General features: G+C 63.1%; 16 protein-coding genes. 2 read left to right on the top strand and 14 right to left on the bottom strand.

Features of this window, described 5'->3' with window-relative positions; genetic code table 11:
• Nucleotides 1–11: 11 nt before the first annotated feature.
• From HX839_RS28140 to HX839_RS28165, 6 genes are all read right to left on the bottom strand, one after another.
• Complete coding sequence (locus HX839_RS28140; protein WP_010171267.1) at nt 12–1,091, bottom strand: LLM class flavin-dependent oxidoreductase; 1,080 nt, start codon at nt 1,089–1,091, stop codon at nt 12–14.
• 19 nt (nt 1,092–1,110) lie between these two features.
• Complete coding sequence (locus HX839_RS28145) at nt 1,111–3,672, bottom strand: TonB-dependent receptor plug domain-containing protein (RefSeq protein WP_087693862.1); 2,562 nt, start codon at nt 3,670–3,672, stop codon at nt 1,111–1,113.
• A 149-nt stretch (nt 3,673–3,821) separates the two neighbouring features.
• The gene (locus HX839_RS28150) at nt 3,822–5,378 is read right to left on the bottom strand and encodes an ABC transporter substrate-binding protein (protein ID WP_177068040.1); all 1,557 of its coding nucleotides are present in this window, start codon (nt 5,376–5,378) and stop codon (nt 3,822–3,824) included.
• A gap of 4 nt (nt 5,379–5,382) precedes the next feature.
• Entirely contained in the window at nt 5,383–6,591 is a 1,209-nt protein-coding gene (locus HX839_RS28155; RefSeq protein ID WP_008430959.1) for an LLM class flavin-dependent oxidoreductase, read from the bottom strand.
• 13 nt (nt 6,592–6,604) lie between these two features.
• Complete coding sequence (locus HX839_RS28160; RefSeq protein WP_177068041.1) at nt 6,605–7,831, bottom strand: S9 family peptidase; 1,227 nt, start codon at nt 7,829–7,831, stop codon at nt 6,605–6,607.
• A 14-nt stretch (nt 7,832–7,845) separates the two neighbouring features.
• Nucleotides 7,846–8,922, bottom strand: coding sequence for an ABC transporter substrate-binding protein (locus HX839_RS28165; RefSeq protein WP_177068042.1), 1,077 nt, complete (start codon nt 8,920–8,922; stop codon nt 7,846–7,848).
• Between the two features lie 402 nt (nt 8,923–9,324).
• Between HX839_RS28165 and HX839_RS28170 the strand changes: the two genes are divergently transcribed.
• Nucleotides 9,325–10,401, top strand: a complete 1,077-nt coding sequence (locus tag HX839_RS28170) for a sigma-54-dependent Fis family transcriptional regulator (RefSeq protein WP_003216996.1) — start codon at nt 9,325–9,327, stop codon at nt 10,399–10,401.
• Nucleotides 10,402–10,449: 48 nt separating this feature from the next.
• Nucleotides 10,450–11,061 (top strand): LpxA family transferase, encoded by a 612-nt coding sequence (locus HX839_RS28175; protein WP_177068043.1) that lies wholly within the window; start codon nt 10,450–10,452, stop codon nt 11,059–11,061.
• A 515-nt stretch (nt 11,062–11,576) separates the two neighbouring features.
• Here HX839_RS28175 and HX839_RS28180 read toward each other — a convergent pair.
• The 8 genes from HX839_RS28180 to HX839_RS28215 form a co-directional block, all read right to left on the bottom strand.
• On the bottom strand, nt 11,577–12,347 hold the full coding sequence (locus tag HX839_RS28180) for an SDR family NAD(P)-dependent oxidoreductase (protein WP_177068044.1): 771 nt from the start codon (nt 12,345–12,347) through the stop codon (nt 11,577–11,579).
• 25 nt (nt 12,348–12,372) lie between these two features.
• Nucleotides 12,373–13,431: an L-rhamnose/proton symporter RhaT gene (gene rhaT / locus HX839_RS28185; protein WP_177008506.1), complete on the bottom strand. Its 1,059-nt coding sequence runs from the start codon at nt 13,429–13,431 to the stop codon at nt 12,373–12,375.
• 40 nt (nt 13,432–13,471) lie between these two features.
• Nucleotides 13,472–13,792, bottom strand: a complete 321-nt coding sequence (gene rhaM, locus HX839_RS28190) for an L-rhamnose mutarotase (RefSeq protein ID WP_008431304.1) — start codon at nt 13,790–13,792, stop codon at nt 13,472–13,474.
• Nucleotides 13,792–14,673 (bottom strand): amidohydrolase, encoded by an 882-nt coding sequence (locus tag HX839_RS28195; RefSeq protein WP_177068045.1) that lies wholly within the window; start codon nt 14,671–14,673, stop codon nt 13,792–13,794. Before HX839_RS28195 ends, rhaM begins: the two co-directional genes overlap by 1 nt.
• Nucleotides 14,674–14,743: 70 nt before the next feature.
• Entirely contained in the window at nt 14,744–16,177 is a 1,434-nt protein-coding gene (gene aldA, locus HX839_RS28200; RefSeq protein WP_177068046.1) for an aldehyde dehydrogenase, read from the bottom strand.
• A 10-nt stretch (nt 16,178–16,187) separates the two neighbouring features.
• Nucleotides 16,188–16,988 carry an aldolase/citrate lyase family protein gene (locus HX839_RS28205; RefSeq protein ID WP_177068047.1) on the bottom strand — a complete coding sequence of 267 codons (801 nt, stop codon included), beginning with the start codon at nt 16,986–16,988 and terminating at the stop codon, nt 16,188–16,190.
• A gap of 11 nt (nt 16,989–16,999) precedes the next feature.
• Complete coding sequence (gene rhmD, locus HX839_RS28210) at nt 17,000–18,184, bottom strand: L-rhamnonate dehydratase (protein ID WP_008431312.1); 1,185 nt, start codon at nt 18,182–18,184, stop codon at nt 17,000–17,002.
• A 15-nt stretch (nt 18,185–18,199) separates the two neighbouring features.
• Nucleotides 18,200–19,495 carry an MFS transporter gene (locus HX839_RS28215; protein ID WP_008431314.1) on the bottom strand — a complete coding sequence of 432 codons (1,296 nt, stop codon included), beginning with the start codon at nt 19,493–19,495 and terminating at the stop codon, nt 18,200–18,202.
• Between the last annotated feature and the right edge of the window lie 65 nt (nt 19,496–19,560).

Consider the following 19,560-nt stretch of genomic DNA (forward strand, 5'->3'; position numbering starts at 1 on the left):
GGAGGCCGCCTTTACGCGGCCTTGCGGCGCCGAGCCTCTTCGCGCACCGCCGGGATGATCCACCGCCCATAATCCACGGTGTCATACAGCGGGTCGTACCCCCGGTTCAAAAACGTCGTGACCCCCAGATCCACATAATCCAGCAGCGCCTGGGCCACGGTCTCCGGTGTGCCCACCAATGCCGTGGTGTCGCCATACGCCCCAACGGCCGTCGCCGTCGGCATCCACAACGCGCGGTCATGCCGATCGCCTAAAGCCGCCGCTGCCAGCAACCGTTCCGATCCCGTTCCCTTGATCCGCTTCTGCCACGGGCTGCCCGCCGCGAACTGCGGGTTGGCCTTGATCTGCTCCAGAATCTGCTCGGCCCGCTGCCACGCCAGTTCCTCGGTCGCGCCCAAGATAAGGCGCACCGACAAACTCACCCTTGGCGCCTGTACACCCGCCGCACTGGCCGCCGCCTTGAGCTTGGCAATCTGCTCCGCCACACCGCTCAACGGTTCGCCCCACAGCGCATACAGGTCCGCATGCTTGACCGCAATCTGGTAGGCAATGTCCGACGAGCCGCCAAACGAAATCGGGATATGCGGCTGTTGCAGCGGCTTGACCGGGGAAAACGCGCCCTTGATGTTGAAGTACTTGCCCTCGAAGTCGAAAGGCTCCTCGGCGGTCCAGGTGCGCCGCACGATCTCCAGGTATTCGTCGGTGCGTTGGTAGCGCTCGGTCTTGTCCAGCAGGAAGTCGCCTTCCTGGGGTTCGGCGGTGATGCCGGTGATGGCATGCAGGCGAATGCGCCCGCCGCCGGTGGTGTGGTCCAGCGTGGCAAACGCGCGGGCTGCGACCGTCGGCGCAGTGAGTCCCGGGCGGTGGGCGATCATGAAGCCCAGGCGCTCGGTGTGCGCCGCCGCGTAGGCGGCGATTTGCAGGCTGTCGGCGCTGCCGGGCCCGCTGGCGATCAGTACCCGGTCAAAGCCTGCGTGTTCATGGGCGCGGGCGTGGTGGCGGATAAAGTCGAGGTCGAAATCCGGGCTGCGCACGCCACGGGTCTCGGACCATTGGCGGGGGAAGATCATGCCGACAAATTCAATGGACATGCTGGGGCTCCTTTGAGGGTTAGAACTGGTAGTCGACCTGGGCCAGCAAGGTGCGGCCCGGCATCGGTTGCAGGAAGGTGTTGGTGGAGCCGGCCAGGCCGCTGACGAAGTTCAGTTCGTTGGTCAGGTTCAGCACGCGCAAGGTGGTGCTCCACTGCGGCTGGCGGTAGTACACGGCAAGGTCGAGGTTGTATTCGTTGGGGATCTTTACGGTCTTGCTCAGGTTCAGGTACCAGTTGCTGGTCCACCAGCCGGACAGCTCGGCGCCAAAGCCCGAGTCGAAGCGGTAGTCGACGTAGCCACTGGCGGTGTATTCGGGAATCTGCACCGCGTCGAAACGCCCGGAAGGTCGCTGGTTGAGGCTGTTGTTATCGCCGAACACCGTGCCGTTGTCGGGCACGAACCCGGCCGATGCAAATCCCGCCTGGGAGGTGAATTCGTTGTAGGCATTGAGCTTGGACAGGTTCAGGCCGCTGCGCAGGTGGTCATCCGGCTGATAGCGCACGGTGGCTTCCACGCCCTTGATCACCAGCCGCGCGATGCTGTTGTTGCTGTCTGGCGCCTGGTCCCGAGCCTGCTTGAACGCGGCCAGGGTCATGAACAATTGGTTGGGCACCGCTTCGACCTTCACGCCCACTTCGTGCAACACGCTCAGGCTTTGGAACGCCAACGGGTTGAGCTGGTTGGCGCCACTGCCGCTGCCCCAGCCCAGGCCGTTGGAGAAGAACCCGGTGTTGACCGCCAGCGAGCGATCGAAGGTGTAGTACAGCGTGGTGTTTTCCGTGGGCTTGACGTAGGGGCTGACCTGGAACGCGAACAGCCGGTAGTTGTCGCTGTCCTTGCGCGGGTTGCCGCCGGCGAGCACGAACGGGTTGTCGATCTCGGCCTCGATCCAGCTGCGGCTGGCACCGATGTTCAGGCCGAAGTAGTCGCCGTACTTGAGGTTGTGCTGGCTGAACAGGGTCTTGGTGGTCCAGGTGCTTTCGGCGGTGTAGGGCGCTACAGACTCGGCGTAGAGCCCGTGCCCGGCCGGGTACATCGGCGGCAGGTTCAGCCAGCCGTAGTAGTTGGAATACTGCGGCACGCCGGGCTGGCCGATCCATGCGCCATTGCCGCCGGCGGGGTTGGCACCGGTAAGGCCCAGCAGGTCGCCGGGGTTCTTGCCCGAGGGGTTCTGGGTCAGGTCATAGGCGTTGATGGTGGAGCCGAAGCTGTTATTGGCCGCAATCGATTGGTTGAATTCGCGGCGATAGATCAGGCCGGTGTTGCTGTCATCCCGCAGGGTCCAGCCGCCCAGGCGGGTTTCATTGCGCGAGCGGAATTCGAAGCGGTTGTCGAAGATGTTGTCTTTGGACTGCACCTGGAACGAACCCACGGCATCGGTGATGTCCTTGGAGCGTTCGTAGAACGTGCTGTTGGCCAGCGTGATGGTGGGCGACAAGTCGGCCTCGACGCGCAGTTGCGTGGTAAAGCGCCGGGAGCTGCTTTCGTCTTCCTTGCGTTGCCCGGTTTGCGAGGACAGCGAGCGTTCGCCGTTGCCCGCCAGCGTCGGGTCATACACCCAGCCCCGCAGGCTGCCGGGGTTGCTCTGGGTGTTGGGCGAGGCGGTCTGGAAGCTGCCGTCCACCACGCTGTATTGGCCCTGGGCATTGCGCTGGCGCTTGACCCAGCCGAGGGTTGGCGCATCGGCGGCGCCAGAGGCCAGCACCGGCGACCACAGGGTGTTGCCGTTCTGGATAATCGGCGTGGCGCGCCCGGCGTAGTACTTGCCGTTGTCCACCAGGTCCTGGGTGGCGCGGTTCCAGCCGTGGGTGATGTTGTAGTCGTAGTAGTTGTCGTAGCTGGCGTTCCAGTCCACCCGCACGTTGTCGTTGCGCCAGGCGAGGGCGCCGTAGAACGCGTCGAAATTGTTATCGACGTTGTCGTAGAAGTCCTGCTGGCGCTGCTTGGTGATGCTCAGGCGGTAGGCCAGGTTGTCGTTCAGTGGCCCGGTATTGTCGATGCTGAATTTGTTGGAACTGCGGGACGTGCCGTCCGGTATCCACGAGCCCAGTTCACCGCTGAGCTTGGTCTTGAACTCATTGAAGTCGGGTTTCTTGCTCAGGTAGTTCACATAGCCGCCGCTGCCGGACACCGAACCGTAGGTGACCGACGACGGCCCGGCGACGATGTCGGCGCCTTCGTAGGCGTTGAAGTTCGCCGGGTGGCGCACGCCGTAACCGCGCTGGCCGTCCTGGAACACCTCGGAGCCCTGGGCGCGAAACTGCGGGGCGATGCCGGCGTTCTGGCCGCCGCCCCGGGTGATGCCGGGGGCGTATTTGACCAGGTCATCGGCGCTGCGGATCGAGTCGTTGGCCAACTGCTCGGCGTTGATCTGCACCACCGAACGCGGCGTGTCGAGGACCTTGGTCTCCGTGCCGCCGTACACCGACGTCGGCGGGCGGGTGGGCAGGGCATCATCATCGGACTGGCTGGCACTGGCCTGCACGGTCACGGTTTGCAGTTGGGTATCGGCGGCAAACGCCTGGATTGGCAGGCTTGCGGCCAGCAGCAGAGGTAAACGCAAGGCGATAGCGTGCATGGCAGAGGTGCCCCATAAAAAACAATGAAGAGCGCACGGTCCCTTGTAGGAGCCGGCTTGCCGGCGATGAGGCCCTTGGGCCCTGCGCCGGTCGACCGGACGCCATCGCCGGCAAGCCGGCTCCTACAGGGCGATGCGGTGTAAGTGGGTCAGGCCGTGTCTTTGAGCCAGAGCTTTTCAAAGCGCCAGGTGCTGAACAGCGACTCTTCCGACTGCGCCCCGCCGACGCGGGTGGAAACGCTGTCGAGCAAGTCGGCGTAGCCCCAGATCAGCATCCCGCCGCGCTCGTACTGGATCTGCTGGACCTGATGCACCAGGGCCTTGCGTTTTTCCAGGTCGGGCTGGGCCATTGCGGCCAGGAACAGCTCACTGAATTGCGGGTCGTTGAAGTGGGTCTTGTTGGACACCGCAAACGGCGCGTCGGTATGGATCGCACTGGCCAGGAACGGCGCGCCGATGCTGCCGCCGGTGCTCAGGGTCCAGTCGTTTTTCAACGGGCCCTGGAAAGTCGCCAGGTCCACCTGCTTGACCTTCAGGGTCACGCCAATGCGCTTGGCCTGCTCGGCCAGCACCAGCGCCGAACTCAAGCCAGGCCCCGGAGTGGTGATCAATTCCACCTCGAGGTTTTCCTGGCCGGCGTCCTTGAGCAGTTGCGCCGCCCGTTGCGGGTCGTAGGGGCGTGGCCCGAGGTTGTGGTTGAAGGTCGGGTCGCTGGGCGCATACAGGTCATTGGCCACCCGGCCCTGGCCGTTCAACGCGCGGCGCACCAGTTCTTCGCGGTCGGCCATCAGGCGAAACGCTTCGCGCACCCGTGGGTCGTTGAACGGCGGCTTGTCGAGGTTCATGTCGAACGACAGCCAGTTACCGGTCACCGAGGTGATCACCTTCAGGCGCGGGTCCTTTTGCAGGATCGGCAACTGCTCGGTGGGCATCACGTTGGCCATGTCGAGTTGCCCGGAACGCAGGGCGGCCAGGCGCGAGACCTGATCCTTGAAGTCGATGATCTCCAGCTCATCGGCGTAGGGCTTGCCGTCCTTGTAGTAGTTCTCGAAGCGGGTAAACAGTGAGCGTTGGCCGGGGGTGAAGCTTTTGAGCTTGTAGGGGCCGGCGCCCACCGGGTTGGTGACCGGGTGGTAGTCCACCGGCACGATGCCGCCGAAATTGACCCAGGTTTCTGCCAGCGGCATGTAGCTACGCCCCTCCCGGAAGCTCAGGCGCACGGTGCGGTTGTCGAGCTTGACCAGGTTGTCGCGGTCCACCCAGTGCAGCAGCGCCGCGTAGGGCGAGGCCAGCTGCGGGTCGGTGAGGCGGCGGATCGAGAAGATCAGGTCGTCGGCGTCGATGGTCTTGCCGTTGTGGAATTCCAGGCCGGGGCGCAGGCGCAGGGTCCAGCTGCTGGCGTCGGCATTCGGCTCCGCGAACTCGGCCAGAGCCAGGCGCGGCTGCATCTGCTCGTCCCATTCCCAGAGCTTGCTGTACAACGCAAAGCCGCGAACGATGCCGCTGCCAATGGGTTTGTGGGCATCGAGGTTGCCGCTCTGGTTGCCGTCGAGAATCCCCAGGCGCAGGCGCCCGCCGTAGCGGGGTTGATCGTTGCCGGTGACGTTTTTGGGCGTGTCAGCGGGGCCGCAACCGGCCAGCAGCAAGCCGCCGCCGACGGTCACGCTGTAGCCGAGAAAGTCCCGACGGCTAAGCAGTAGGCTCATGGCATCAGACTCCGGCCGGGCCGTTGGCGGAGCGCAGTTCCAACACCGGCTCCTGGGGACGACTCAACTCGGCGCGTTCACTGCGAAAGTGCGGCAGGATGTGCTCGCCGAGGCGGTAGGCTTCTTCCAGGTGCGGATAGCCGGCGAGGAAGAACAGGTCGATGCCGATGCTGTTGTACTCGCGAATCCGCGCCACCACGTTCTCGTAGCTGCCCACCAGCGCACAGCCCGGTGGAATACCGATGTAGCCAAAACCGGTCCATACATTGGGGTGGATGAAGAAGTCATCGAAGCCCTGGGTCTCGGTTTTTTCGCTGAAGCCGTGCTCGTAGCTGAGCTTGCGCGCCGTACGCAACCCGGCGTGGGCCGCCACGGCCTTGACCGCGCCGCGGGCGATGCCTTCGTCGAAGAAGCGTTTGGCTTCGGTGCGGGCCAGTTCTTCGGTTTCCCGGGTGATCACGTCAATCGACAGGCCGAAGCGAATGTCAGTGCGGCCCCACTTCAGCGCGCGTTCGCGCAGGTCGGCGATCAGGGCGGCGATTTCGTCCGGGTGTTCGGCGCGCATCAGGTAGAAGTCGGCGTGCTTGGCGGCAAACTCCCGGGCGGCGATGGATGAGCCGGCGGTACAGATCAGCGGCAGCTTGGCCTTCTTCAATGGCCCGCGCAGGCCACCACCGTCGGCCTTGTAGAACTTGCCGTCGTAGTGGAAGGACTCGTTGTGCCAATAGCCCTTGACCACGTCCATGAATTCGGTGGCGCGTTCGTAGCGTTCATCGTGGTCGCTGAAGTCGCCGACCTGGCGCTGGATCACGTCCGAGCCGCCGTTGATGATGTTCCACACCAGGCGGTTGCCGGTGGCCCGCTGGTAGGTCGCCGCCTGCTGCACCGCCACCCACGGGGTGTAGTGGTAAGGCTGGAAGGCGGTGACGAATTGCAGGGTACGGGTTTCCCGGGCCAGCAGCGCGCAGACGGTCCACGGTTCTTCGCCGGTGGGCGCGTTGACCATCAGTGCGCCGCCAAAGCCGTTGATCTCCGCAGCCCTGGCGATTTGCCCGAGGTAGTCGATGTAGGTGAAATGATCACCGACACTGAAGCCCGACACCGCGCCGGTGCTGGGCCCGCCGCGATGCCAGTCGCCCCGGTTGCGCGGGTCGCCGGGCAGGAACTGGGTTTCGCCGTGCAAGGGCAGGCGGGTAAAGAATTCGATGCTCATGCAAGCCTCCTGCTTATTGCTCGGTGGGGGCGCAGATCGGGGTGATCGGCTGGTCGTTGATGACTTTGTGGGCAAACGGGATCGAGTCCTTGAGCGATGCATTGACCGTGGCACTGTGGCCCAGGCCTTTGTACAGGTGGCCTTCGACGATGGAGCCAGCCTTGCAGGCGTCCTGCATCAGCTTGACCTGGGTCGCGGCGGCCGGCGTGGTGTCTTCGGCGCCGGTGCCGATGAAAATCGGCTTCGAGGTTTTCAGCGTCGGGTAAGACACCTGCGCCAGCCACGGCGCGAGTTGCTTGCCCTTGTAGTCTTTCTTGGTGTTGGCGATGCTCAGGCCGAGGCCTTCGACATCACCTTCGAGGGCGAACAGGCAACTGGTACGGGCCTGCTCGAAAATCGGCAGGGCCTTGTCGGTATAGAAGTCGGCGGGGTTGATGCTCGGGTCGTATTGCTGGGCGGCGAGCAACGTGTAGAAGCCGTAGGCCAGGGTGGGATCGACCTTGTTGCGCACTTCCTCGCTGGGGTTCTTCGCGTAGTCGAGGGTGTAGATCACGCCGGTGCCGATGCTGCCTTTCACTCCCAGGTCCGGAGCGTAGGTGGCGGCATAGGCGGCTGCGGCGAAGGCGCCGGCACCGCCTTGGGACTGGCCGACGATCAGCACTTTGTCGGCCAGCCCGGGTACCCCGGCCACCACGGCCTTGGCGGCGTCGAGAATCCCGTAGGCGGCCATGCGGCTGTTCAGCAGCGGATGCCCACCGGGTACGCCGAGGCCCTGGTAGTCGGTGGCGACGACGGCAAAGCCTTCGGCCAGCCAGCGATTGAGGTAGGCCACGTCACGGTAGGAGCGACCTTGCCACGACGGCGCACACACATCTGCCACGCCCACGGTGCCATGGCCCCAGCTCGCCACTGGCCAGCCACCGGCAGGCGGCGTGCCTTTGGGCAGGAACAACGCGCCGGACACCACGATCGGTGTCTTGTTATCGATGCCGTCGGTGGAGGTGTACAGGATGCGTTGGGCGCTGGCGGCATTGGCCAGGCTCAGGGTGTTGTCCAGCGGCTCGCTGCGTAGCAGTTTGCCGGGAACGGCCGAGATGGCTTTTTCCCAGGTGTAGAAAGCCGAGACGCGGCCATCACCTTGCAGCGGGTCAGGTTTGGGGGCGTAGGTGTCGGCAGCAAACACGCTCATGGACAGGGCCAGGACGCTGAGGCCGAAGGCAAAGGAGTGCGGCAGTTTCATGCTCAATTTCCCTATTACGGATTGGTGCTGACCTGGCCACGCAGGGCCGGCCAGTAGTCGGTGAGTTTCAGGTCGATCAGGGCCTGGTTGGTAAAGCCGGTGGCCAGTGACGGACCGATGTCGTAGGTGTCGCGAATCAGGTGATTGGCCAGGGCGTAGGTGGTGAGGGCCTGGTAATGAGCCTTGAGTTGCTGGTCGCTTTTTGGCGCCCAGCGATCCTTCCAGGCCACCGGGTCGTTCTGGTCGTCGCGACGTAGCACGCTCTCGGCGGTGCCGGCGCGGGATGACAGTTGGTAATAGGCGTCCTGGTTCTGTGGCTGGGAAATCCACCACGCAGCTTTCACCCAGGCGGTGGCGAGCAATTGGGTGATATCCGGGTGCTGCTGTACGAAGGTCTCGGTGCCCCACAGGTCGGAGACCAGCCGCCAGTCGTTGCTGCCTTGCTTGGTCGACCAGATGATCTTGCCCACGCCTTTGTCTTCCAGGGCATAGGCCTCGCTGAGCAACACTGCTGCGTCGACCTTGCCGGCAGACACAGCCGCGGCGCCGACTTGCGGGTTGAGGTTGGCAATCTTGAAATCGTCGAGCTTCAGGCCCTTGCTGGCCAGGAAGTTGCTGAAGGCGAACTCCCATGGCCGACCGCGATGCAGCGCCAGGCGCTTGCCCTTGAGGTCTTCGATGGTGTTCGCGGCGGAGCCTTCCGGTACCACCAGGTAAATATTGTTGCCGCTGCCACCGGGCACGATCAGCTTGCCTGGTACGCCACCGGCGCCGGCAATTACCGAGGGCAGGTCACCGCGTACGGCGAAGTCCAGGCTGTTGTTGCTGAAGCCTTCGTTGATCTGCGGCCCGGCGCCGGCATGGGGCAGGGCGATCCACTCCAGCTTGACCCCGCGCTCACGCAGTTGCGCTTCGAGCCAGCCGTCTTCGATAACGCGCCCGGCGATGCCGCCGAACACCGGTTTGCCGCCCTGGGTGTAGGCGACGATCGCGATCCTCACCGACGCCGGTGGTGCCTGTTCGGCCAGCACTCCGGTGCTGACCAGCACAGCGAACATGGTGGCGATGCTGTTGCGCCAGAATCTTTTCATTGGGATCTCCCTGCTAAGTGATCGCGACCCCCTGTAGGAGCCGGCTTGTCGGCGAAAGCGTCCGTTTAGTCGGTGCAAGGCTTTAGGGCCTCTTCGCTGGCAAGCCAGCTCCTACAGGGCAGGTGGCGTTGAGAGGGAGAGAGCAGATTGCATGCCATCAGCCGAAAAACGCGCTGCACACCTTGTAGAACGTGGCTTTGCGGATTTTCGAAGGACTGCCTGGCAACGGCTTGGTGTTGATCTGCACACACGCAGGTGCTGGCTGATTGCTGCTCCAGCAGCAGGCGAGGTGCGATGTGTTGGCATATTCTTTTTGGGAATATATAAATATTAATTAATAATTAAATGGTATAGAAAACTTCATGCACTATTGACACGCGCTTTTACTGCCAGGAATGCACCATGTCGCTGATCACCCATCCCAATGCCCGTGAATTGACCAAGTCGGTGCGCGCCACCGTGCTGGTCTTCAAGGACCCGCGCTCACAGGAATTGCTGGCGCGTATCGAGCGCCTGGCCCCCAGTGAGGCCAACACCTTGATCATCGGCGAGACCGGCACCGGCAAGGAATTGGTCGCGCGGCATATCCATCACCTGAGCCGTCGCGGGCGTGAACCGTTTGTGGCGGTGAACTGCGGCGCCTTCGCCGAAACCCTGGTGGAAAGTGAGTTGTTCGGCCACGAGAAAGGCGCATTCACCGGCGCCACCACCCACAAGGCCGGCTGGTTCGAAGCGGCCAACGGCGGCACGCTGTTTCTGGATGAGATCGGCGATTTGCCGTTGAACATGCAGGTCAAATTGTTGCGGGTGTTGCAGGAGCGAGAAGTGGTTCGCCTGGGCTCGCGCACACCGATTCCGATCAATGTGCGGCTGGTGGCGGCCACCAACGTCAACCTCGCCGACGCGGTGGTGGCGGGGCATTTTCGTGAGGATTTGTTCTACCGCCTGCACGTCGCCACCATCCGCCTGCCGCCCCTGCGGGAACGGCCCGGCGACATCCTGCCGCTGGCGGAATTTTTTCTTGAAGAGCACTGCCAGCGCCTCGGCTACAACCGCGCGTCACTGAGCATCGATGCCGAGCGCAAGCTGCTGGAACACAGCTGGCCGGGGAATATTCGCGAGCTGGAAAACGCCATTCACCATGCGTTGCTGGTGTGCCGCAATCAACTGGTGCAGCCGCCGGATTTGCACCTGGTGGACATGCGTTCTTCCGGCATTCGCCAGGACGAGGCGAACCAGGCCGCGCCTGCGATCACTGGGCCGGTGAGCCTGGAGGCGGCGCTCACTGCGTTGTTCGAACAGAACATTCCGGACCTCTACGAGCACATCGAAGAGACGATCTTTCGCGCGGCCTATCGCTATTGCCATGGCAACCAGTTGCAGACCGGGCGCCTGCTGAATATCAGCCGCAACATCGTGCGGGCGCGGCTGGAGAAGATCGGCGAGTTGGGCAAACCGGTGCTGCTCGACGGGCAGTGACGGGGGTGTTAGCGTTTCGGGCTTCTCTGATCTGTAGAGGGCTCGACGTTGATTCGACTGACCGATTACATCGCTGATTTTTCCCGTTCGCCGCTGGCACCCTGGGTGGATCTTGCGCCGTGGGAGTTGGTGACCCAGGCGCCGGAAATCGTTCGCAAATTGCTGGTGGGGCTTTCTGATGATGACTATGAGATTCATGACGAGATTGCCGTGCACCGTACTGCGGTCGTGGAGGCGGGCGCTGTTTTGAAAGCGCCGCTGATCATCGGCGCCCACTGTTTTATCGCTGCCGGTGCCTACCTTCGCGGCGGTTGCTGGGTGGATGAATATTGCATCTTCGGACCGGGTGCCGAGCTCAAGACGTCCTTTGTCTTCAGCGGCAGCAAGTTGGCGCATTTCAACTTTGTCGGTGATTCGGTATTGGGCCGCGGGGTTAACCTGGAAGCCGGCAGTATCGTGGCCAACTACCGGAACGAGCGTGACGACAAGGAAGTGCAGGTGCGCATTGACGGGCAGTTGCAGCGCACCGGCTGTGACAAGTTTGGCGCGCTGCTTGGGGATGAGTCGCGGGTTGGAGCCAATGGTGTGTTGGCACCGGGAGCGGTGCTTGCGGCGGGTAGTGTGGTTAGGCGTGGGGAGGTTTTCGATTGTGAGGGGTAGGGGGTTTTTGGTGTACATATCCGTTAGTTGAGTAACGGCTGCTTATGGTTTCGCTCTTACAGCGACTCGCTTTGGAAAAGCCGGAATGCCGGCCCAGCCCAAAGTAAGCACAGGGCTCTGCCCCGCCTGTCGGCGCCTCGCTGTGGCTCGGGCTTATTGGGGCAGTCAGAGCCAGATCAAAATCAAAAGCAAGAGCACAGCGGCCTACAGGCCGGCTTGAGTGGTAGAAGCCAGAGCAAGATCAAGGGCGCACACGGTCCAAATGTGGGAGCGGGCTTGCTCGCGAATGCGGTGTGTCCGTCACCCAATGCATCAACTGAAAGACTGCATTCGCGAGCAAGCCCGCTCCCACATTTTTTGACCGTGCTCGCTTTAGATTTTGATTTTGCTCTTCAACACTCAAGTCGGCTTTCAGGCCGCTGTGCTCTTGATCTGNNCGCCCCGTTAAACCACGCTGGCCGAACGCAGGTAGCACGGGGCAGGGACGCCCCGTCGCGGCGGCCCGCTTCCCAACGCTACTGCAAGTTGACAAACAATCCCCCGTCTACCAACAGCGAAGCTCCGGTCACATACCGCGCCATGTCCGAGGCGAGGAACACGATGGGCCCCGCGACGTCGTCGGGTTCACCCAGGCGCCCCAACGGCGTGCGCGAAGTCATGTACGCCAGCTTCTCCTCGTCGGCCAAGTCTTCCTTGTTGATATCGGTGGCAATCGTCCCCGGCAACACCGAATTACAGCGAATACCATACGGCCCCAACGCAATCGCACAGGACTGCATCAACGAGTGCAGCCCGGCCTTGGTCGGCGTGTAGTGCGTCTGCATCCCGCCACCCACCAGCGCACTGATGGAACTGACGGCGATGATCGCGCCACCCTTGCCCTGGTTTTTCATCTGGTTTGCCGCCGCTTGCACGGCGAAGTAGGCGCCGTTGAGGTTGGTGTTGACCGTCTTCAGGTACACCTCACGCGGCATGTCGAGGAACGAGTGGAACGGACAGATCCCGGCGTTGTTGACGAACACATCCACACTGCCAAATGCCTTGAGCGCGCCGGCCACCAGTTTGTCGCCGGTGTCCGGATCAGCCGCATCGCCGCCCACCTCCACCGCTTGGCCGCCGAACGCCTTGATTTCCTCGATCAACGAAAACGCCGCTTCAGTGCCTTGGCCGCTACCACTGTGGCCGATGACCACACGGGCACCCTGGCGTGCACATTCCTTGGCGGCGGCGCGGCCGATTCCACGGGAGGCGCCAGTAATAATCACGGTTTTGTCTGCAAGTAACATAAGTGAACTCCTGAAAAAAGCGGCCTCAGCCGAGATAGTTGCCGTAACCGACCATGGCAATGGCACCGAGAATCACCGCGATACCCGCGGCCAATACGCCTTTGTTGGTGGCGCTGGTGCCCTGCCATTCGCGGAAATACAGGCCCCAGCAGTTGGATACGATGATGATGAAAGACATGTGCAACACCCACGAACTGGCGTCGTTCTGCAGGCGGCTTTCGCCCATGCCGTAGAAGAAAAACTGCAGGAACCACAGGGTGCCGGCACACGCCACCAACAGGTAGTTGCCAAGCAGCGGAGTGCTGCGGTCGGTGTAGTTGTGGAACGTGCGGTTGCGCCAGTTCAGCCACAGGCACCAGAGGCCGTTGGTGGTCAGGCCACCCCACATGATCACCATGAAGGTCACGTTGTTCTGGAACAGGCTGTTGGCGCCATGCTCGACAGCCGCGGCAGCCAGTGGGCGCCCGGCTGAAATACCGTAGCTGAAGCACGCGCTCAGCACCCCGGAGATCACCGCCACCAGCATGCCCTTGGCCACCGAGAACTCGCTGATGCTGGCGAATTTCACCGCTTCCGGCACCTCTCGTTCCTTGATCAGCCCGGCCTTGCCGCACACGGCGATGCCCACCAGTGAAACCGCTACACCCCACAGCACCCAATGCCCGCCTTGAGACGCGAGCATCGAGGTCAAGGTGCCTTCGGTGGCGTCGGTGAACAGGTCGCGGTACAGCGCCGGCATCAACGCGCCGAGGGCCGACGTCAGGCCCAGTACCAGTGACATGCCCAGGGACAGCCCGAGGTAGCGCATGGTCAGGCCGAAGGTCAGCCCGCCGATGCCCCAGAGTACGCCGAACAGGTAGGTCCAGAGCAGGGTGCTGCTCTCGGCCTGGCGCAGGATGTCGACCCAACCGGGCACGGTCAGCTGCGCGGCAATCAGCGGCACGATCAGCCATGACACCAGGCCGCCGGTGATCCAGTAGCTTTCCCAGGCCCAGCCGCGGACTTTCTTGTAGGGGATGTAGAAGCTGCCGGAGGCGAAGCCGCCGATGAAGTGCAGAATCACACCGAAGAGAATGATTTCCACGTAGTCGAATCCTTTTTTATTGTTGTGGTAGCACGCTGTTTCAGCCTGGGGTGAGGCTGAACATCGGGATTAAATCCACGCTGACGGGCGAGGCGTCCGGATGGCTGGGCATGATGTCTTGCATGTACTGCCACCACCGTTGCATCAGCGCGGTGCTCGGCAACGCGTCGAGGCCATGCTGGTCTTCGTGGGTCATCACGGCGAACAAGGCGTTGCTGGCCTCGTCGAGGAAGATCCGGTAGTCCACCACCCCGGCATCGCGCAGGGCCTGGGCCAGTTCGGGCCAGATCTCGTCATGGCGTCGACGGTACTCCGCGTGCTGGCCGGGGTTGAGGTTCATGCGAAAGGCTCGGGTCTGCATCACTGGCCTCCATGCGGTGGCGTGGGGCTGTAGATGCGCACCGCGTTGTGCAGGAAGAACTTGCCCTGTACGTCCTCGGATTTACTCGCCATGCAGGCCTTCACCAGGCCCAGGGTGGTGGCGAAATTGGCCAGGTGATCACTGTTGGGCCAGTCGCTGCCGAAGAAGCAGCGGTCTTCACCAAAGGCTTCCCACAGCACAGCCAAGCGGTCGTTGTAGAACGCCGGGTCGGTGATCAGTCCACGTGGACCGACCTGAGGGATTTCTGCGAGTTTGGCGAACACATTGGGCCGCTCTGCCAGGCGCATCAGGTCGGCGTGATACGCGGATTCTTCGCCGGCGGGCACGCTGGCATTGGGCAGGTGATCGACGATGATGCGCAGCTCGGGCAAGGCATCGCTCAAATGCAGCAGCCCTTTGATCAAGCGCGGATTGGGGTTGGCGCTGTCCAGGCCACGCCCGTATTCGGCGAGGCGGCGCAGGCCTTCGATAAAGCCGGGGCGCTTCTGGTCGTCTGGCAAATCGCGGTCCCACAGGTTGCCGTAGCGCAAACCGAGGAACAGCGGTTCATGGGCCAAGGCATCGAGGTCTGCCGCAAAGTCGCCGTGCAGCGGGTCAAGGTTGCCGACGAAACCGAGCATGCGCAGATCGCTGCGCAGGGTCTCCAGCAACCAGCGGTTGTCGTCGCGCCACGGGCTGGCTTCCACGGCAATCGCGCCGATCACGTTATGTTCGCCCGCCAGCGGCCAATAATCCGCCGGCAAATGTGCGGCATACAGCGCGTTTCCCGGCTCGGGCCAGGGAATACCCTGGGGGCGGCGCGGGTCGAACAGGTGCAAATGGCTGTCGATGATCGGCCCGCTGTAAGGGGTAAGGGGCATAGCGCAATCCTTCGGAACAATGGATGGGGAAGGGCCCGCACGCTACCGCGCCAAGGCCCGTTGCACCACTTCAGCTCTGCAAGTACACCGCATGGGTGTGGGTGTACTCGTACAGGCCGTGCTTGCCATCGGCGCCGCCGATCCCGGATTTACGCACGCCGGCATGAAAGCCTTGCATCGCCTCGAAGTTCTCGCGGTTGACGTAGGTTTCGCCGAACGACAATTCGCGCACCGCCTGCATCGCCTTGCCCAGGTCGCGGGTGTAGATCGAGGAGGTCAGGCCGTAGTCGCAGTCGTTGGCCATGGCGATGGCCTCATCCAGGTCGTCGACAATCTGAATCGGCAGCACCGGGCCAAAAATTTCTTCGCGCATGATTTCCATGTCGGCGTGGCATCCAGCCAATACCGTCGGCTGGAAGTGAAAACCCTGGCCCAGGTCGGCAATCTGCCCACCGGTGACCAGCGATGCACCCTGGCCCAGCGCGGTGCGCACCTTGCGATTGACGCTGTCCAGGCCCTGGCGGTTGATCAGCGGGCCCATCTCCACATCGGCCTGGGCGATGGGGTCGCCGTAGCGGGTGGCGGCCATCGCGGCGCTGATGCGCTCGATAAACTGGTCGGCCACCTTACGCTCCACGTACACCCGTTCGGCGCAGTTGCACACCTGGCCGCTGTTGATGATCCGCGAGTCGCGAATGGCGTTTACCGCGAGGTCCAGGTCGGCATCGGCGAGGACGATGGCAGGCGCCTTGCCGCCCAGCTCCAGGTTGAGCTTGGTGATATTCGGCGCCGCAGCAGCCATGATCCGCGAGCCGGTGGCGACGCTGCCGGTGAAGCTGATCATGTCCACGCCCTTATGGGCGGTGAGGGCGCCACCGACGCGGCCATCGCCGCAGACCACATTGAATACCCCGGCCGGCAGGTCGGTCTCGGCCACCAGCTTGGCGAACTCGAAGCAGTTGTTCGGCGTTTCTTCGCTGGGTTTGATCACGATGGTGTTGCCGGTGAGCAACGCCGGGGCCATCTTGCGGGCGATCAAAAAGAACGGGAAGTTCCACGGCAGGATGCCGGCCACCACACCCAGGGGTTTGCGGAACAGGAAGATATTTTCATTGGGGCGGTCGCTGGTGATGATCTCGCCTTCAATGCGGCGGGCCCACTCGGCCATGTAGTCGAGGTAGTCGGCGGTGAAGTTGACTTCCACTTCCGCCAGGCCGCTGACCTTGCCTTGCTCCAGGGTAATGGTGCGCGCCAGGTGGGCGACGTTTTCCCGCAGCTTGGCGGCGATGCGGCGCAAGTGCCCGGCACGTTCGATCGCCGGTTTGCGCGCCCAGTCTTTTTGCGCATGACGTGCGGCAGCCAAGGCTTGGTCGATGTCTTCGGAGGTGGACGCCGGGACCTTCGACAGCAGGACGCCGGTAGCCGGGTTCAACACATCCAGGTGGGCATCGCTCGGGGTAAAGCGGCCGTTGATGAAGTTCTGGTAGACCGGTACGGATGACATGCTTGGCTCCTCAGTAGGTACGTGACGGCGCCTTGGCGTCGGCGGCTGGGCGATAGCGGGCCAGGGTCGACATGGCACCCTGGCGCAGCAGGCTGATGTCGATGGCCACCGCAATGAACTGGCAGCCCCAGGCTTGATAGCGGCGGGCGTCGTCTTCGTTGGGCGCGAGAATGCCGCAGGCCTTGCCGGCCGCCAGCGTGGCATTGACCGCGTACTGGATGCGCTCCTGTACCTCGGGGTGCCCGGGATTGCCAGCGTGACCGAGGCCGATGGACAGGTCGGCGGGGCCGATAAACACCGCGTCCACGCCTTCCACCGCCGCAATCGCCGCGACGTTTTCAACGCCCAGGCGCGACTCCACCTGCACGATCAGGCACAGCTGTTCATGGGCAGTATTGAGGTAGTCGGCCACGCCGTCCCAGCGGGTGGCGCGGGTCAAGCCGCCACCAACGCCACGAATACCGTGGGGCGGATAACGCATCGCACGCACCAGGGCCTTGGCTTGCTCGGCGGTTTCGACCATCGGGATCATCAGCGTCTGGGCGCCGACGTCCAGCAGTTGCTTGATCAGGTTGGCGTCGCTGCTTACCGCGCGTACCACCGGGGCGGTGGTGTAGGGAGCCACGGCCTGGAGCTGGTTGAGCACGCTGGGCACGGTGTTGGGGGCGTGTTCGCCGTCAATCAGCATCCAGTCATAACCGGTGCTGGCGACAATCTCGGCGGCATAGGCGGTGGCGAAGCCGGCCCAGATCCCGTATTGCGCGGCGTCTTTACGCAGCGCGGCCTTGAAAGCGTTGTGGGGCATGTTCATGGCAGGAATCCTCAGCGGTTATACGGACGATGCAGTTGGCAATCGGGGTTGAGGTCCACGCCAAACCCGGGTTTGTCGAGCACCGACAGGCGCATGCGGCCATTCACCGGCACCGGCTCACCGAGCAGTTGCGGGTGGAACATCGGCACCACCTCATCGGCCTTGGGCGCCATCATCAGGAACTCGGCGAACGGGCTGTTATGGCGGGTCGCAACAAAGTGGTAGCTGTAGACCGACGAGCCGTGAGGCACCACCAGCGCATTATGGGCGTCGGCCAGGGCCGAGATTTTCACCAGCTCGGTGAGGCCGCCGCACCAGCCCACATCCGGCTGGATAATGTCGCAGCACCCCATCTCCAGCAGCATGCGAAAGCCCCAACGGGTAGCCTCGTGTTCGCCGGTGGTGACCAACATGCCTTTGGGCACGTTGTTGCGCAGGGCGGCATAGCCCCAGTAGTCGTCGGGCGACAGCGCTTCTTCAATCCATTTCAGGCCGTATTCATGGGCGCCGATCGCCAGTTTGGTGGCGTAGTTCAGGTCCAGGCTCATCCAGCAATCGAGCATCAGCCAGAAGTCCGGACCGACCCGTTCGCGCATGGTGGCCAGTTCCTCGAGGTTTTTGCGCAGGCCTTCTTCGCCTTCCGACGGGCTGTAGTGCAGGGGCATCTTGCCGCCGATAAAACCCATCTTCTGTGCGAGGTCGGGGCGGGCGCCGGTGGCGTAGAACTGCAATTCGTCACGCACCGCGCCGCCGAGCAACTGGTGCACCGGCTCCTGGCGGATTTTGCCGAGCAGGTCCCACAGCGCCAGGTCGACACCGGAGATCGTGTTGATCACCAGGCCCTTGCGGCCGTAGTACAGGGTGGACTGGTACATCTGGTCCCAGATTTTTTCGATATCGGTGACGCGGGCGCCTTCCAGGAAGCGCGCCAGGTGCTTCTCGACGATATAGGCGGCGGGCTCGCCACCGGTGGTCACGGCGAACCCGACGGTGCCGTTGCTGGCCTCGATTTCGACCACGAGCGTGCCGAGTACGTTGATCCCGAAACTGCGGCGACTCTGGCGGTACTCGGGGTATTTGCTCATGGGGGTGCTGATGTGATCGTCGATCCAGTGGCCGTCTGCCTGGTCGTGGTAGTCCGCGCCGCCGCCGCGCAGCACAAAGGCGCGCACGTGCTTGATTGTGAGATTGCCCATGGTGTGACTCCTTGATTAAACAGTGGCCGGCGTGTTCGTCGCTTTATGGCCTGGGGAATGGATACCGAGTACCAGCAAGGCTGCGACTACAGTGGTGGCGGACAGCAGGTAAAGGCCGGCCGCAGGGGAGTGAAAGGCGGTTTCTGCCCAGTTCTTCAGCACCGGGGCGATAAAACCGCCGAGGGCGCCGAAGGAGTTGATCAGGGCGATGCTGGCGGCCGCTGCGCTGCCGGCCAGGTAGCTGGACGGGAAGGTCCAGAACACCGGTTGCACGGCGATAAAGCCCGAGGCGGCAAAGCACAGGGCGAGCATGCCCAGCAGCGGGTTGGCAAAGGTCACCGAGCAGGCGATCCCGGCGGCGGCCATCAACAGGGTCAGGGACGCGGTTTTGCGGCGCTCGCCGGTGCGGTCGGAATAGCCGGGAATCCACCACGCGGCGAACAGCGCGCAGACCCAGGGAATCGCCGAGACCAGGCCCACCATCAAGCCGACCTTGGTCCCCAGCAGCCCACCGACCTGGGTTGGCAAGTAGAACACCACGCCGTAAACGCTGGCCTGGATCAGTAGGTACACCAGGCACAGGTACAGCACGCTGGGCTGGCACAGCACAGTGAGCAGGCTACGGCCGTGAGAGGTTTTGTGCTGGTCTTCGCGGTCGAGCAGGTCCTGGATCTGGCGGCGCTCTGCAACGCTCAGCCATTTGGCATCGGCGGGGCGGTTGTCCAGGTACCAGTAGGCCCAGATGCCAACCGCGGTGGCCATCAGGCCTTCCACCGCGAACAGCCATTGCCAGCCGTGCAGCCCAGAGAACCCGTCCAGCTCCAACAACAGGCCCGAGAGCGGGCTGCCGAAGATGAAGGCCAGGGGCGCGCCAAAGTAAAAGAAACCCATGGCCTTGCCGCGCACGGCAGAGGGGAACCAGTAGGTGAGGTAGAGAATCACCCCGGGGAAAAATCCGGCTTCGGCCACGCCCAGCAGGAAGCGCAACAGGTAGAAGCTGGTTTCGTTATGGGCAAACATCATGGCGGCGGACACCAGGCCCCAACTGACCATGATCCGGCACATCCACAGGCGGGCACCGACGCGATGCATGATCAGGTTGCTCGGCACTTCCAGCAGCGCATAGCCGACAAAAAACACCCCGGCGCCAAAGGCGAAGGCGGCATCACTGAGGCCGGTGTCGGCCTGGAAGGCTTGCTTGGCGAACCCAACGTTGGCGCGGTCGAGGAAGGCCATGATGTACATCAACAGCAGAAAGGGCAGCAGCCGCCAGGAAATCTTGGCGAGCAAGGACGCAGGCAGGGTCTTCATTGTTCAGTCCAGTTGTTTTGTTCTTATGGGAAGGACTGTACGGCGCTCCATCTATACGCTACAAA

The sequence above is a fragment of the Pseudomonas sp. I8001 genome (genome assembly GCF_013385345.1).
In the GTDB taxonomy this organism is placed as follows: domain Bacteria; phylum Pseudomonadota; class Gammaproteobacteria; order Pseudomonadales; family Pseudomonadaceae; genus Aquipseudomonas.

Coding starts and splice junctions, on each gene's coding strand:
- HX839_RS28140 (WP_010171267.1), bottom strand. CDS start 1,091: ATGTCCATTGAATTTGTCGGCATGATCTTCCCCCGCCAATGGTCCGAG.
- HX839_RS28145 (WP_087693862.1), bottom strand. CDS start 3,672: ATGCACGCTATCGCCTTGCGTTTACCTCTGCTGCTGGCCGCAAGCCTG.
- HX839_RS28150 (WP_177068040.1), bottom strand. CDS start 5,378: ATGAGCCTACTGCTTAGCCGTCGGGACTTTCTCGGCTACAGCGTGACC.
- HX839_RS28155 (WP_008430959.1), bottom strand. CDS start 6,591: ATGAGCATCGAATTCTTTACCCGCCTGCCCTTGCACGGCGAAACCCAG.
- HX839_RS28160 (WP_177068041.1), bottom strand. CDS start 7,831: ATGAAACTGCCGCACTCCTTTGCCTTCGGCCTCAGCGTCCTGGCCCTG.
- HX839_RS28165 (WP_177068042.1), bottom strand. CDS start 8,922: ATGAAAAGATTCTGGCGCAACAGCATCGCCACCATGTTCGCTGTGCTG.
- HX839_RS28170 (WP_003216996.1), top strand. CDS start 9,325: ATGTCGCTGATCACCCATCCCAATGCCCGTGAATTGACCAAGTCGGTG.
- HX839_RS28180 (WP_177068044.1), bottom strand. CDS start 12,347: ATGTTACTTGCAGACAAAACCGTGATTATTACTGGCGCCTCCCGTGGA.
- rhaM (WP_008431304.1), bottom strand. CDS start 13,792: ATGCAGACCCGAGCCTTTCGCATGAACCTCAACCCCGGCCAGCACGCG.
- HX839_RS28195 (WP_177068045.1), bottom strand. CDS start 14,673: ATGCCCCTTACCCCTTACAGCGGGCCGATCATCGACAGCCATTTGCAC.
- aldA (WP_177068046.1), bottom strand. CDS start 16,177: ATGTCATCCGTACCGGTCTACCAGAACTTCATCAACGGCCGCTTTACC.
- HX839_RS28205 (WP_177068047.1), bottom strand. CDS start 16,988: ATGAACATGCCCCACAACGCTTTCAAGGCCGCGCTGCGTAAAGACGCC.
- rhmD (WP_008431312.1), bottom strand. CDS start 18,184: ATGGGCAATCTCACAATCAAGCACGTGCGCGCCTTTGTGCTGCGCGGC.
- HX839_RS28215 (WP_008431314.1), bottom strand. CDS start 19,495: ATGAAGACCCTGCCTGCGTCCTTGCTCGCCAAGATTTCCTGGCGGCTG.